At 46.1% G+C, this 15589-nt stretch carries 8 protein-coding genes and 1 riboswitch; of the genes, 3 read left to right on the plus strand and 5 right to left on the minus strand.

Annotated features, from left to right (window positions below):
• Positions 1-41: 41 nt before the first annotated feature.
• Positions 42-890, minus strand: a complete 849-nt coding sequence (locus AC1HDP_RS10100; RefSeq protein ID WP_479638652.1) for an ABC transporter ATP-binding protein — start codon at positions 888-890, stop codon at positions 42-44.
• A 115-nt stretch (positions 891-1005) separates the two neighbouring features.
• A riboswitch (cobalamin riboswitch) is annotated at positions 1006-1155 on the minus strand.
• A 188-nt stretch (positions 1156-1343) separates the two neighbouring features.
• Entirely contained in the window at positions 1344-2084 is a 741-nt protein-coding gene (locus AC1HDP_RS10105) for a histidine phosphatase family protein (RefSeq protein ID WP_479638653.1), read from the minus strand.
• Between the two features lie 439 nt (positions 2085-2523).
• Here AC1HDP_RS10105 and metH point away from each other — a divergent pair, with 439 nt between their 5' ends.
• Both metH and AC1HDP_RS10115 read left to right on the plus strand, forming a co-directional pair.
• Entirely contained in the window at positions 2524-6264 is a 3741-nt protein-coding gene (metH, locus tag AC1HDP_RS10110; protein WP_479638654.1) for a methionine synthase, read from the plus strand.
• A gap of 497 nt (positions 6265-6761) precedes the next feature.
• A complete protein-coding gene (locus AC1HDP_RS10115) occupies positions 6762-7832 on the plus strand; it encodes a type I restriction endonuclease (protein ID WP_479638655.1) in 1071 nt (356 codons plus the stop codon).
• Positions 7833-7972: 140 nt separating this feature from the next.
• On the opposite strand, the gene AC1HDP_RS10120 is transcribed toward AC1HDP_RS10115, so the two are convergent.
• Positions 7973-9787 (minus strand): DUF3413 domain-containing protein, encoded by a 1815-nt coding sequence (locus AC1HDP_RS10120; RefSeq protein WP_479638656.1) that lies wholly within the window; start codon positions 9785-9787, stop codon positions 7973-7975.
• Positions 9788-10075: 288 nt separating this feature from the next.
• Here AC1HDP_RS10120 and AC1HDP_RS10125 point away from each other — a divergent pair, with 288 nt between their 5' ends.
• Positions 10076-10327, plus strand: coding sequence for a DUF2999 family protein (locus AC1HDP_RS10125; RefSeq protein WP_140933605.1), 252 nt, complete (start codon positions 10076-10078; stop codon positions 10325-10327).
• 111 nt (positions 10328-10438) lie between these two features.
• Here the strand turns inward: AC1HDP_RS10125 and AC1HDP_RS10130 are convergent, their stop codons facing one another.
• A complete protein-coding gene (locus tag AC1HDP_RS10130) occupies positions 10439-13738 on the minus strand; it encodes a S41 family peptidase (protein WP_479638657.1) in 3300 nt (1099 codons plus the stop codon).
• Between the two features lie 332 nt (positions 13739-14070).
• The gene (locus AC1HDP_RS10135; RefSeq protein ID WP_479638658.1) at positions 14071-15546 is read right to left on the minus strand and encodes a carbon starvation CstA family protein; all 1476 of its coding nucleotides are present in this window, start codon (positions 15544-15546) and stop codon (positions 14071-14073) included.
• Positions 15547-15589 lie beyond the last annotated feature (43 nt).

Here is a 15589-nt window from a genome sequence, read left to right on the forward strand (position 1 = left end):
CAGCCAGAGTGCTTGCTTTGATATGTGTCTTAAACAGCATGTTAGTTATTGACCTTGTGCTGATTAATCCCTTGATGAAGTGATTGGCTAGAGACTTGGTTAGGCGATCGATTTTGAAATTCATAACCGTAAAAATATTGAATACATGGGCGCGAGTGCTGCGGATGCTTAACTAGCTGACAGCACACACCAAAGACATCGGCAATGCGCGCTTCTGTCAGCACTTCTGCGGGCGTGCCCATGGCCACTACTTGGCCGTGATTAAGCATTAATAACTGATCGCACAAGGCGCTGGCTAAATTGAGATCGTGAATCGAGGCTATGACTGTCATATCCAGCGAATGCACTAATTCCATAATTTGGATTTGATAGCGAATATCCAGATGATTGGTGGGTTCATCTAAGATGAGTAATTGCGGTTGCTGCAATAAGGCTCTGGCAATTAAGGCGCGCTGTTTCTCGCCGCCCGATAGGCCGTGATAAGGGCGCTTTGCTAATAGGGAGATGCCCACGCGCTCAAGCACGGCTGCAATATTGGCTTTATCGCTGGCGGTAAGTGAAGCAAACCAACCTTTATGCGGCGTTAACCCTAGAGCCACTAGTTGCTCAACCGTCATATCCAGTTCAACAGGAGTATCTTGCTGCACCACAGCGACTTTACGGGCAAATTCCTTGGCAGAATACTGAGCAATCGGCTCGCCATTAAGCTCAATAGTGGCCGCTGTTGGCACTATATAGCGGTAAAGGCAGCGCAGCAATGATGACTTACCCGCGCCATTGGGGCCAATAATGCCAAGCATTTGCCCTGTCTTTACAGAAAAAGCGATAGCATCGAGTAAGGCGCGATCGCCCACTTGCCAGTGTAAGCCGTTAACCTCAAGCGATGCCATGGCGCGCCCCGAGCAAATAAGCGGTGCGGCCAAGCTTGGCGTCAAGAGGGGCGCGAGCCATTGAAATTGCGCTGTGATTCACTGTGTCTCTCCGGCTAGGTGACCCGCCTAGCATGATAAGTGGTTGTCAAAGGCAGGTATTCTGACTTGAGCCTAAGCTCTTACAGTTGCGGGTACAGTTCGGGCTTATGAGCTAACGCTCCCCGATTCCCTTTATCGCCAAGTTGCAGCATGCTGCCTTGGCACCTTTGACTCGATTGTGTGGCAAGCTTAGTTCGAGTTTGTGTTTGTATTTTTAGCGAAAGCCCAAGCCAAGCCGCGGGCAATTCTAACGTAATTTTTGCGCTCAAGTTACTGTTAAGTGTTGAGTGTTGAGTGTTAAGCGCTATCACCCTTAGGTGCTAAACCTTGCACTGTTAAGCTGTAAACTCAGATACCACGCCCTTTTTAGCTTCAGCCAGCCGCGCTTGGCCAAATCAAGCGTAAATGCCACTGACCTTTATCTAAACAAGCCATGATTTCCACCTCAGCGCCATAGCCTAGCTGTAACTGACTATAAATACCGGCATGCTGCCCAAGCCCTAAGGCTTTAGCCATTAAGTAGCGCATCACGCCGCCATGAGTGACTAGCCACACACACGGCGTACTGTGATTATGGCGATTAGCAGGCGCGCGCGTAAGAACACTGGTCAACACTTGCTGCCACAGGCTATCAAGCCGCGCGGCAAAGGCTGCCATGGTTTCAGCATTTGGCGGCGCAAATGCCCAAGGGTCGGCATAAAAATCTTCAACGGCGCTTGGCGTGTGCTGATAAATATTGCTAATTAACTGCCCGTCCCAATCGCCATAATTAAGCTCACGTAATTGCTCAGTCACTTCAACCTTGGGCCCTGCGCCATTCGGCCAATGCTGCTGATAAAACGTCATCAGCCCTTGGCGGCAGCGCCCAAGATCTGAGCTCACAATCAAATGAGGTGCGCCCAAGCGCGCATAGCTATGAGTCAGGGCTTGCTGCAATTGTTGCAAGCCAAGCGCGCTCGGCGCGACATCGCTATGGCCACGAAAGATTGCGCCGCCATGACACTGCCCGTGTCGAAACAGCATAATGCGCACGTTGGTAAACTCAGTGCTATCCCCATCTGATTTTGTAGCATCAATGGTGGTGTTTGTAGCACTAGTAGTAGCTCTTGGCATTAGCCCCTCGCAGTTGCATAAAACAATCAATTAAAAACAGTGGTAGCCAAGTGCCATTGGCTACCAGTATTAGCGCCATCTCAGTTAGCTAATCTGACTAACTCATTCCAGTTAACTCACTCCGGAAAACTCACTTAAGCCAATTTAAGCCAACTTAAGCTAGCCAGTCTCCACCAATTAAGCTGAGCTTGGTACTGTGATGCCCCTACTTGCATTAGCCATCAAAAAACATGATTATAGACGTCTATACGTTTAAACATCCAAAACATTTTAGACCAGAGACACAAAACTAGGTGGGTAAGATTACCGAACAAGGCAATAACCACAACAAGATCACAACAAAAACTGGCATCTAAAGCGCGGCTACTCCATAGTGGATTGGCCGATAACTATAAGATAAATAACAGTTAGCACGATAATAACTAGCAGGAAGATGATCATGGAACGCGAATCTCAAGCTCAACAAGGTAATTCTGTACGCGCGGCATTAACCCAAGCATTGACCGAGCGCATTCTGGTGCTCGATGGCGCCATGGGCACTATGATCCAAGGCCATCAATTACAAGAAGCCGATTACCGCGGTGAGCGCTTTAAGGATTGGCATACCGATGTTAAAGGTAACAACGACCTCTTGGTATTATCTCAACCACAGATCATCAAACAAATTCATCGAGATTACCTGCTTGCTGGCGCCGATATTATTGAAACTAATACCTTTAACGCCACTACTATCGCTATGGCTGATTATGACATGCAGTCACTGTCGGCCGAGATTAACTTTGCAGGCGCGCGCTTAGCCCGTGAGGCCTGTGATGAAGTCACACTCGCAACCGGAGTTCGCCGCTATGTGGCGGGTGTGTTAGGCCCCACTAACCGTACTTGCTCCATTAGCCCTGATGTTAATGACCCTGGCTTTCGCAACGTCAGCTTTGATGAGTTAGTGACCGCTTACACTGAATCTACCAAAGCCCTCATCGAAGGCGGCAGCGATATTATCTTAGTTGAAACCATCTTTGATACCTTAAATGCGAAAGCCGCCTTATTTGCCATTGAAACTGTCTTTGATGAACTCTTTGGGGTGCATTCACCAAATCGCCCACCGGTAATGATATCTGGCACTATTACCGATGCCTCGGGTCGCACCTTAACCGGCCAAACCACAGAAGCCTTTTATAATTCACTGCGCCATATCAAGCCGCTATCCATTGGCCTTAACTGCGCCCTTGGCCCAAAAGAACTGCGCCCTTATGTGGAAGAATTAGCGCGCATTAGCGAATGCTTTGTATCGGCGCACCCGAATGCCGGCTTACCTAACGAATTTGGTGGCTATGATGAAACGCCCCACGACATGGCGCGGGTAATTAAAGAATGGGCGGCCGAAGGCTTACTGAATATTATTGGCGGCTGCTGCGGCAGTACCCCAGAGCATATCCGCGTTATTCGTGACGCTGTGCTTAAACACCCGCCAAGACTGATACCAAATATTCCGGTTGCATGCCGCCTAGCAGGTTTGGAACCACTGACTATCGCTGCCAAAACCTTGTTTGTAAACGTGGGGGAGCGCACTAACGTCACAGGTTCAGCTAAGTTTTTACGCCTGATTAAAGAAGGAAAATTTGAAGAAGCGCTCGATGTTGCCCGCGAGCAAGTAGAAAGCGGCGCGCAAATTATTGATATCAACATGGATGAAGGCATGCTCGATGGCGCTGAAATCATGCATAAGTTTTTAAATTTAATTGCCTCTGAGCCAGATATTAGCCGCGTGCCGATTATGATCGACTCCTCTAAATGGGAAGTGATAGAAGCTGGGCTTAAATGCGTTCAAGGCAAGAGCATAGTTAACTCTATATCCTTAAAAGAAGGCGAAGCTAAGTTTATTGAGCAAGCCACCTTAGTGAAGCGCTACGGCGCCGCGGCCATCATCATGGCGTTTGATGAACAAGGCCAAGCCGATACTAAGGCGCGCAAAATTGAAATTTGTACCCGCGCTTATCGGGTGTTAGTTGATAAGGTTGGTTTTCCGCCCGAAGACATTATTTTTGACCCCAATATTTTTGCCATCGCCACAGGTATAGATGAGCACGACAACTATGCCGTCGATTTTATTGATGCCATTAAAGAAATTAAGGCCACCCTGCCCCACGCCATGATTTCTGGCGGCGTATCGAATGTGTCGTTTTCGTTTCGCGGTAATAATCCGGTGCGCGAAGCCATACATGCCGTGTTTTTATATCACGCCATTAATGTCGGTATGGACATGGGCATAGTCAACGCTGGGCAGTTAGCGATTTATGATGATATTGACCCCGAATTAAAAGCGCGGGTTGAAAATGTAGTGCTTAATTTGCCATGTAAAGTGGCGGACTCCAGCAATACCGAGCAACTGTTAGAAATCGCCGAGCAGTACCGCGGCGATGGAGCCACTGTGAGTAAAAAAGAAGATCTTGAGTGGCGTACTTGGCCAGTCAAGCAACGCCTCGCCCACGCACTCGTTAAAGGTATTACCGAGTTTATCGACCAAGATACCGAAGAAGCGCGCCAACTTGCCACCCGTCCGCTCGATGTGATTGAAGGGCCATTAATGGATGGCATGAACATAGTCGGTGACCTCTTTGGCTCAGGCAAAATGTTCTTACCCCAAGTGGTTAAATCGGCGCGCGTCATGAAAAAGGCGGTGGCCTACTTAAACCCTTATATAGAACTAGAAAAAGCCGAAGGTCAGTCTAACGGCAGAATTTTAATGGTGACAGTCAAGGGCGATGTGCACGATATCGGCAAGAATATCGTCGGCGTAGTGCTCGCCTGTAACGGTTTTGAAGTGTTTGATTTAGGCGTTATGGTATCGGTTGATAAGATTCTAGAAGCAGTGAAAACCCACAAGATTGATATTATCGGCATGTCAGGCTTAATTACCCCAAGCCTTGATGAAATGGTGCATAACGTTAAAACCTTCCACCGCGAAGGCTTAACTATACCGGCGATTATTGGCGGCGCCACTTGCTCGAAAATTCATACCGCAGTAAAAATAGCCCCCCATTATCCCCATGGCGCCATTTACATTGCCGATGCGTCCCGCGCTGTGCCTATGGTCAGTAAACTGATTAGCAATGAGACGCGCCAAGCCACCATAGATCAAACCTATGCCGAATATGCGGATATGCGCGAAAAGCGCTTAGCTCAGGCTAAACGCAAAAATATCGTCTCCATTGAAGAGGCTCGCGCTAATAGCTGCCAGCATGATTGGGCCAATTACACCCCAGTTACGCCTAAGGTACTCGGCCGCCAAGTGTTTGATGATTATCCGCTCGCCGATTTAGTGGAGCGCATCGATTGGACACCGTTTTTCCGCGCGTGGGAATTGCACGGCCATTACCCCGAAATCCTTACCGATAAAGTAGTCGGCGAAGAAGCCCAAAAACTGTTTGCCGATGGCAAGGCCATGCTTAATACCATAATCCAAGAAAAATGGCTGACCGCCAAAGGCGTTATCGGTTTATTCCCAGCCAATACAGTCAATTTTGATGATATTGAACTTTATACCGATGACAGCCGCACTGAGCTTGAGTTAACGACTCATCACCTGCGGATGCAAATCGAGCGCGTCGGCAACCATAACTTCTGCCTTGCCGATTTTGTGGCACCAAAAGACAGCGGCATTGCTGATTACATGGGCGGTTTTGCAGTTACCACAGGTCACGGCATAGATGAGCATGTGGCGCGCTTTGAAGCCAATCACGATGACTACAATGCCATTATGCTTAAATGCTTAGCAGACCGTTTAGCCGAAGCCTTTGCTGAGCGGATGCACGAGCGTGTGCGCAAAGAGTTTTGGGGTTACGCCAGTGATGAAATGCTTGATAACGAAGCCTTAATTCGCGAAAAATATAAAGGCATACGCCCAGCCCCAGGGTATCCCGCTTGCCCTGATCACACCGAAAAAGGCTTATTGTGGGACTTACTTAAGCCCGATGAAACTATCAATCTTAACATTACAGAAAGCTATGCCATGTACCCCACAGCCGCGGTTTCTGGCTGGTACTTTGCCCACCCACAATCGCGCTACTTTGGCATCACCAATATTGGTCGCGATCAAGTGGCAGACTATGCCAAGCGCAAAGGCATGTCAGTGACAGACACCGAGAAGTGGTTAGCACCTGTGCTTGATTATGATCCAGAGTAATCAACGCCCAGTGTAAACAGGTTCGGAATTTTTCTGCTGATGGTGTGGTTATGAGTTTCGCTGTTGGTATGGTTTACACGGATGTGGAGGTTAGTTTCACTTGCCGTGTAAACCAAGTTTTGCTGGCAACTATGATGAGTGATACTCATTAACTTGTCATGGCTATTCGCCTGCGGCGGGCTACCGTGTTGTCGATTTCTCGACTCGCCGCGAGTACATCCTTGTAGGCTCAACTGCGGCATCCTTGCCGCAGATGGTCTCGAACTCGACAACACACTATCTATTCCAACCGTCCACTTTCTAATATTCTTTTTACCATCGTCTTAACTTAATATTGCTATATATAAATTAGTAGTCATTTAAATTAGCAAACTTAAATTGAGTGGTCGTCAATAGAAATTAAATGGTTAAGACGACAATTAGCATTTATCAGTCTAGATAATTTATTAGCTGGCTGATATAAAACAAGCCTACTAATGCAAAACAAGAGTAATAAAATGGACTTTATTGAACGCGTCAACATATTAGCAAAACGAATCCCGCAAATTCAGGATAAGTTGCAGACCGAAGAAGCAACAAAAAACGCCTTAATTATGCCATTTCTTGGCACAGTATTGGGATGGGATGTTTTTGACCCAACAGAGGTCATTCCAGAATTTACCGCTGATACGGTCGGTAAAAAGGCTGAAAAAGTTGATTATGCGCTGATGAAAGATAATGAAGTGCAAATATTAATCGAGTGCAAAAAGTATGGTGAAAAACTTTCCATAAAACATGCAGCACAGCTATTTAGATATTTTTCAGTCACAAATGCTCGATTAGCAATACTTACCAATGGCATTGAATATCAAGTATTTACAGATATGGACGCGCCAAACAAGATGGACGAGAAGCCATATTTAGAATTCAATATCCAAGATATAGACGAGCACATCATAGTTGAAATCAAAAAGTTATCGAAAACCGTTTTTGACATTGATTCAATTGTAAGCTCTGCGGGTGAATTGAAATATCTCAGCCAAATAAAGAAAATAATCTCTGAGCAATTCAAAGATCCCGAAGATGAGTTTGTGAGATTTTTTGCATCAAGAGCCTATGATGGAACGCTGACTGCAAAAGTAAAACAGCAGTTCTATGAAATTACGCAAAAAGCACTTAGACAATTCCTCAATGACAGCATTAATGAGCGTCTTAAGTCTGCATTAGGTAATGACAAAGCTGAGACTGAAACAACACCAATTATCGAGTCAAAAGTTACTGACGAAGATGAAAAGTCAAAAATAAATACAACTGCAGAAGAGATTGAAGGCTTTAACATCACAAAAGCAATTTTAAGGCAGAAAGTGGATGTTAGCCGAATTACCAGTAGAGACACCCAAAGCTATTTTGGCATCTTACTTGACGATAATAATAGAAAGCCATTATGTAGACTTCACTTCAATGCTAAACAAAAGTACATAGGGATTCTTGATTATGATAAAAATGAAACTCGCCATCCTATAGAAACTGTCGATGACATTTTCAATTTTACTGAGCAACTACTAAATACCGTTTCTTTATATGAATAACAAAAAGGCCCGGTAAGGGCCTTCTTCTTTTATGTAACATAAAAGCCACTAGACACACGATTTGCCAAGCATTGCCGTGATATTTAGCCCGAAGCGAACAACTTACTTTGGGCTAGTTTGATCAATTAAACATTTAATGATTAAAGATAAAACGACCTTAATTCTGCTAATGCTTGCTGCAAATATTCTGGCTGCAATTTCTCGTTAGGAACAGGGCGATTATGATTGTCTAGCAGCTGCATTTGCCCACCGGCACCGACTTCTAAAATACGATCGGGCGTCATAATGGCATAACTGCTGTAACTGGAAGCCATCACAAATGGTCGCTCCACCACTGGGCCAAGTAAATCCGCGCCTTGTGCAAAATCTGAGACCGGATTTTGCACCCCTAAAAAATGCTTAGCTAAGGTTGGTGCCACATCTAAATGAGTCGTTACAGTATCGGCAGGCCAAAACTTATCGGCACTGATATTAGGCGCGACCATAACAAAGGGAACATGCACTTGTACTGAGGTAAAGTTACTGTTGTGACCCCAAAAGTTTAAGCCATTGTCATTAATCTCTTGGCCATGATCGCCTGTGATAATCACTAAGGTATTCGCGAGATCGCCACTGCGCTCTAAGGTTGTTAGTACTTGCTGCACTAAACTGTCGACATAATGAACACTATTCTTGTAGCGATTAATCAGCGGCTTAGGGTCAGAGCTGTTGTTTAACGCTAAGAAATTCACGCCACTGGCCTGCGGTTCATACACTAAGGGGTAGTCATCTGGCATATCAAAGCCATGGGGCGCATCATAAAATAAGAAGGAAAAGCTTGGACGCTTAACATCGCGCGCGCCATACCATGCTTGCCAATCTTGGGTGATGTCTTGATCTAATTCCGCAGGGCGACTGCCATCGGACTCAAGGCGTAAGTCGTTAATTTTACTAAATACGGTTTGATTAAATTCAGGCGAGCGTAAATGGGCGGCAGCAAAAATACCGGTTTGATAACCCAATTGCTGCATTCTATCGACCAATAATGGTGACGTTTGATTGGCTAAAAAGCTGTGCCAATAGGTGCCATGCACGCCATAAAACAAGCCAAAAATACCAGTGCGGGTAGAGTTACCTGTGGCGTAATGCTGGTTGAAATTCTGCCCTTGCTTGGCAAATTGCCACATATGCGGCGTATTTTGCGCGTTAAAGGTATCAAAGCGCCATGAATCAACCACTATCATCATGATATTCATGGGCTGTTCTATGGGTTCAAGCAGTAATGGCGCTTTCGGGTAATTAAGATCGCCCTGACGCTTAATATTCAGCGCCTTTTGCGCAGCAATTTCATCTGCATTAACTAGTCCATACTTAGCCAGTAAGCCATTGGCAGTTAACGGATAAAACAGAGGAAAATACCGTTTTAACACAGTCACAGGTTGATAACCGTGGGCAGCGGCCCAAATGTGAATGCCATTACTAGCCAGCAAACACACAACACCTATTGCGGCTAAGATGCGAAAACGAATTTTTTGCGGTTTGGCCAATCCTATAAGCAGCAAGACTTGAGCCACAAAAATAGCGGCTATGGTGGCGGCAGTCGCCAGATACATAACGACTGGAAAACTAACCACTTGCCCAGAGAGCACTAATTCTAAGACCACGGCATTAATATGAAAGCGATACTGAGCAAATACAAAGGTATCTATGATCAAGGCCGTCAGGGGTAAGGTCGCTAACAATGCCTGACTCAATAAGCGCGCCCGAGCGGGCAGTAATAATAACGGCAGGCCCACTAAGCTTAAGCCTGCAGTTAACACCATGAAATGGCTGATGTTGGAACTCACCAAGAACACTTGCGCCAATAACTCTGCTGGCCACTGGGGTAAATAAGCCAAATAATGACACGCTATGACCATAGCTATTAGCGCATTCACCATCACAAAGCGCCCATAGTTACTTAATTTATCTTGCACCGCACATCCTCCAAGCCAAAATCAATATCTGCAATCTTATTAAAATCGCGCGATTATGGATTGAAATGACTGACAGGTACATTAATTTTAGGATAATAATCAATAGTTAATTCAGGATGAGCTAGTGTTGCTATGGTGCCGTTAGCCGCAAAACTAACCGCCCAATCAAACGAAGAACACGCGATCAACAAGCGTTACAGCAGCCTAAGCGCTGATATGCGCCTGTGCTTAAGCTGTGATAACATCTGGCGCAGTCAAAACCCATTCACTATTGATAACGAGTCCGCGATGAATCCCATTATTGCTATGTTAAAAGAACACCAAGTCAGTGATAGCCAAATTCAGTCATTATTTCAAACCTTGACCGAAAACCCATTAATGGCCATGGGTGTGATCAGTCAGTTAGGCATAGCGCCTGAAAAACTGCAGCAATTAATGGCTATGGTCATGCAAAATCCAGGCTTGATTAAGCAAGCCGTGGAAGAGCTAGGATTAGATTTTGCCAAGGTTGAAGCCGCAAAAGCTCAACTGCAAAAGTAAGCTCAACGGAAAACCTGCCCGCCTAGCTAAGCCGCGCCCCATAAAATAAGCCACTCAATTGAGTGGCTTATTGTTAATGACCAAGGCCATATTTAGCGCGCTATTTGCCTGCTATTTTCCAAGCTCAGTGGGAAATGCTGGCGCTTGCTGGTGCACGACTGGCTTAGCGGTTTTTAGCTGCAAGGTTACTTCGGCTAAGGCGCTATCAAGCTGTGGGTCGCGGCCTTGATTGACTGCGACAGGGTCTAACTCCACCTCGATATCTGGCGCTACCCCTTCGTTTTCAATACGCCATTCATGATCTGGGGTAAAGAAGCGGAAGTTAGGCACAGTGACAGTGCCACCATCGACAAATGGACGGTTAGCATAAATGCCAATCAAGCCGCCCCAAGTGGTTTTACCTATCAAGGTGCCAAGCTTTAAGCGTTTAAAGGCGTATGGCAAAAAGTCACCGCCAGAGCCCGCATCCTGGTCAATCAGCATCACTTTCGGGCCGTACATGGCGCCCGATGGCGTAGAGAACATCATCTCATCAGAGCGATATTTCCAGCCAGATAAATACTGGCGACTCAAGACATCGGTAATATAGTTGGCCGCTTGGCCGCCGCCATTACTGCGCTCATCTAAAATCATGCCCTGCTTGTCGACTTGGGCAAAATACATGCGGTTAAAGCTGCTGTAACCCGCGGTCGTGGTGTTAGGTAAATACACATAACCTATCTGGCCTTTGGAGGCTTCATCCACATACTGGCGGTTGGTTTCTACCCAATGCACATGGCGCAATTCGCTCTCGCTTGCTATGGGTTCAACCACCACCACTTTGCTGTTAGCAAAGCTGCCATCATGACTCACGGTAAGGCGCACTTGCTTATCGGCCTTATTGACAAAATAAGAGTAAAAACTCACGTCTGTATTTAGGTTTTTGCCATCCACCGCCAAAATATAATCGCCGACGTTAACATCTAAGCCAGGCACGGCCAGCGGCGCTTTTAAATGCGGATTCCAGCGCTCACCGTTATAAATCTTAGTGAGTTGATAAAAGCCTTTGTTAATAGCGACATCCGCGCCTAATAGCCCAACCTTAACGCTCGGCTCTTGATGAATATCGCCGCCCACTATGTAGTTATGGCCTACCTGCATTTCAGAAATCATGTCGCGCATTAAGCTGTTTAAGTCTTCGCGGCGCGCCACATGCTTCACTAGCGGTTGATATTTATGGTAAACCGCTTGCCAATCTAGGCCATGCATATTGGCATCGTAAAAATAATCCCGCTCGTTCCGCCAGGCTTCATCAAAGATTTGCTGCCATTCATCTTGTGGATCGATAAGCGCTTTAACATCGGTAGTGACTAACACTTCAGGTTTAATGGTTTCACCAACGGCAGCCGTCGACAGTGTCTTATCCTTACTGACTAACAATAACTGTTTGCCATCACCCGACACGCTTACGCTGCTAACATCCGGCGCTAAGCTTTCAACCTTGCGCTCGGTCAGATTAAAACGCTTAAGCTCTGAGCTCGCTAAACCTTGGCCATCAACTTCAATACTGGCGCCAGCCTGCACGCCTTCAATAAAGTAGAGATGATTATCATCGGCGCTGACTAAATCCCAATAATTACGCTGGGCAACAGGGAGCGCGACTATGCGCTGCGCTAAGTTGTCAGTATCGATAACCACAGGCGCTGCCGCTTCTGGAGTTTTAGGGCTAACACTTGACTCAGCAGTTTTGCCTGCAACCGCTGGGGTTGCAGGGGTTGCTGGTTTTTCAGTGGCATTAATTTCAGCTTCATCGCTAAGCTTAGGCAGTAAGGGCGACTTGCCATCTTGTTGCAACACTAAGGCGTATAAACCATAGCGCCTTGGTTGCTCTTGGCTGGATAAATCTAAGTCAAAGGCTGACGGCCCTTGGTTAGTGGATGAGGCAAAATACAAGTACTGACCATCACGGCTAAACACAGGTTCGCTGTTATCACTCATGCCATCTGTGACTTTAAAATGCTTGGCCGACTTAATGTTATATAAATATAAGTCACTTAAATAATTAGGATTAAGCTTGGTATAGGCTAACCACTGGCTATCGGGCGAGCTAGCAACACCAGAGGCTTTAATGCCAAAACTCTTAGCCACTAACTGGCTTTTACCTGAATTGATATTCAGTAGCCATAATCCCGCTTCAGCATCGCCATAGACAATATGATCGCCATCATTAAGCCATTCAAACAAGAAGGCATCACCGAGATCGCCGCCAAGATTAACGGTTTTGAGCACCTTGCCAAATTGGTCACTCAATACCAGCTGATAACTGCGGCTCTTATCTGTGATGTAAGCGAGCTTATCGCCCTTAGGTGACCACAAGCCGTCGCGCTCATTGGCGGCGGCATTATTAGTTAAGTTATAAGTGCTGCCATCTTTGACTGGCACGCTATACACATCGCCGCGCGCGCTCACTAACACTCGCTTGCCAGTGGTAGACAGTTGGCTGCTCGTTAACGATTTCATCGCATCTTTCCACTGCGGCCGGCGCTGGGGTAAATCTGCTTGAATATCTATGCCTATGGCTTTACTTAGGCCAGTGACAGTATCAAAGATGAACAGGGCACCGCCCTTTTCAAACACAATTTCAGTGCCATAGGCATCGGCGTTGGCAATGTCCCAATCGGTAAATTCTGTGACTTGGCTGACTTTACCCGCGCTATAGCGGTAGAGGTTTTTATGGTTATTACGATCAGAAATAAAATAAACATCATCGCCCACCCACATAGGAGAGCAGTCACTAAAGTTGCCGTGAGGGATTTCGGTATAACTGTGTAGCGCTAGGTCATAAATCCAAATGGGCGGCGTAGTGCCGCCCCTATGATTACGCCAACCGTTTTTGCCGCCATGGGCTAAACGTTCAGGATTGTAAGCTAATTTTTTACCGTCGCGGGATAACTCACCATCAAATACCGCCGCTTGCATCACTTTGGCTGGCATGCCGCCATGAATGCTTACGGTAAATAATTGGCCAGTGCGGTTATGGGCGATATCGCGGTGCGAGGTAAAGAGCACTTGCTTGCCATCGGGCGACCAGCCTTTCACTTCATCAATGCCGGGGTGCCATGTTAAGCGCTGCGGTTGCCCACCAGCCGTTGGCACTATATAGACGTCTTGATTACCATCATAGCCACCGGTAAAGGCAATCCACTGACCATCGGGAGATAAATGCGGGTTAGTTTCGCTGGCAGGATGTGACGTGACGCGTTTGACTTGCAATCCTTGCTTATCGGCCACATAAATATCACCCCCATACACAAAGGCTAAGTTGCCTTTAGCCAAACTTGGCTCTTGCAATAAAAAGGTCTCAGCATGGGCGCTCGCCGCCAAACAGGCCGCCGCAACCGCACTGATAATAAAGCGCTTGTTCTTCATCATGATCCCCTAACTTCTTATCACTTAGGGCCAGTAGCCGCTAAGCTGGTATTGCAACTAATGAGTCGTTATTGATCTATGTTGGCTTTGGCTCATTAGTGGTGCTTATTCTTCAGCCCACACTTTGAATTGATAACGACAAATCGTCAAGCCAACAACTTGTTAGCAACAAGATAAATACAGTGAATTCATCATTTTCGTGATAACCGAGCTAATTAACAGACTGATGACGATTCATTGCTGCCATTAAGTGACTAGGGCTCGATAAATACACCTTAAAAAAAGACCTCGCAAGCGAGGTCTTATTTAGTTAACAATCACTAATTAACAGCTACTTACGCCGCAGCGGCAGCCGCAAGCTTGTATTTTCTATCCACTAACACTACGGCTATCAAGCAGACAATAGCGACAGCAATACCTATGGGTCGGCTTAGCTCTTGGGCTAATCCAAGACCTATGCCTGCGGTCATAATGTAAGAGAAGGTAACGCTGGTACCAATCACAGCCGGTAAGCTCACCACCCAATGGAAGGCATTGCGGTCTAATAAATACTTAGTGGCCAACCACAAGACGCTGGTTGATAACAGCATGTTAGAGAACGCGAAGTAACGCCAAATTAAGGTGAAATCGATTTTAGTCATAAAGTAAGCAATGACTAAAATAGGCACTGACAACAATAAACGGTTGCGCAGATTTTGAGGAATATTAAAGGCGTCTACCATGGTTAAACGCAGCGATCTAAAGGCGGTATCACCCGAAGTAATAGGGAATACAGCCACGGCAATAATCGCCATTACGCCGCCCATTACGCCTAAATAACTCGTAGCAATCTGATTAACCACTAGACCTGGGCCACCTTGGTCAAGCACTTGCTTTAATTCAACATAACCACCTGGGAAAGCAGCAATACCCGCCAGTGCCCATACGCAAGCCACTACGCCTTCAGACATCATGGCGCCAAAATACACAGGGCGCACATATTTTTCATTGGTTAAGCAGCGCGCCATAATTGGGGCTTGAGTTGAATGGAAACCACTGATGGCGCCACAGGTAATAGTCACAAATAACAAGGGCCATACAGGTAAGCCGTCTGGGTTAGGTTGCAATAACTCTTCGTTGTAATGACTGTGATCGAAATAGGCAAGAAAATCGGCCGGCATAGGTAAGTGCGGTGCATTAAATAATAACGCCACAGCTAAGGACACTGTCATCACTATCATTAATAAACCAAAGGCTGGATATAACTTAGTAATGATTTTATCAATCGGCAGTAAGGTGGCTAAAAAGTAGTAAATTAAAATCACTAATACCCAAAAAGTGTTGCCGCTTAAAAAGGTACCTTCAAAATAACTTAAGTTACTTAACAGCCCCGCTGGGCTCATGATAAATACCACGCCCACAAAAAACAGCAGCATGGCAGTAAACACTAACATTAAGCCTTTAAAGAATACGTTAAAGTAGTGACCGGCAATTTCAGGCAAGCTTTTACCATCTTCCTTAATACTTAATACCCCAGAGAAGTAATCATGCACTGCGCCGCCAAGAATATTACCTATCACAATCCACACTAAGGCAATCGGGCCGTATAACGCGCCTAAAATAGGACCAAAGATTGGACCCACGCCAGCGACGTTCAAAAATTGAATAAGGAAGGCTTTTATCGGACTCACTTCCACATAATCGACCCCATCATTAAAGCGTTGCTGCGGGGTTTTGGCATGTTCATCCATCCCCGCTTGGCGCTCCACAAAGGGGCTATAAAATTTATACGCTAGAACTAGCAAGGCAAGGCAACCAAAGAAAATCAGCATGATTATTATCCAGTGTTATTGGCGATGTATTATTTGTTCATTT

Source organism: Shewanella sp. ISS20 (assembly GCF_056522965.1).

Bases quoted from the DNA above. Each gene is read 5' to 3' on its own strand.
- AC1HDP_RS10100 (WP_479638652.1), bottom strand. From the start codon at position 890: ATGGCATCGCTTGAGGTTAACGGCTTACACTGGCAAGTGGGCGATCGC.
- AC1HDP_RS10105 (WP_479638653.1), bottom strand. From the start codon at position 2,084: ATGCCAAGAGCTACTACTAGTGCTACAAACACCACCATTGATGCTACA.
- metH (WP_479638654.1), top strand. From the start codon at position 2,524: ATGGAACGCGAATCTCAAGCTCAACAAGGTAATTCTGTACGCGCGGCA.
- AC1HDP_RS10115 (WP_479638655.1), top strand. From the start codon at position 6,762: ATGGACTTTATTGAACGCGTCAACATATTAGCAAAACGAATCCCGCAA.
- AC1HDP_RS10125 (WP_140933605.1), top strand. From the start codon at position 10,076: ATGAATCCCATTATTGCTATGTTAAAAGAACACCAAGTCAGTGATAGC.
- AC1HDP_RS10130 (WP_479638657.1), bottom strand. From the start codon at position 13,738: ATGATGAAGAACAAGCGCTTTATTATCAGTGCGGTTGCGGCGGCCTGT.
- AC1HDP_RS10135 (WP_479638658.1), bottom strand. From the start codon at position 15,546: ATGCTGATTTTCTTTGGTTGCCTTGCCTTGCTAGTTCTAGCGTATAAA.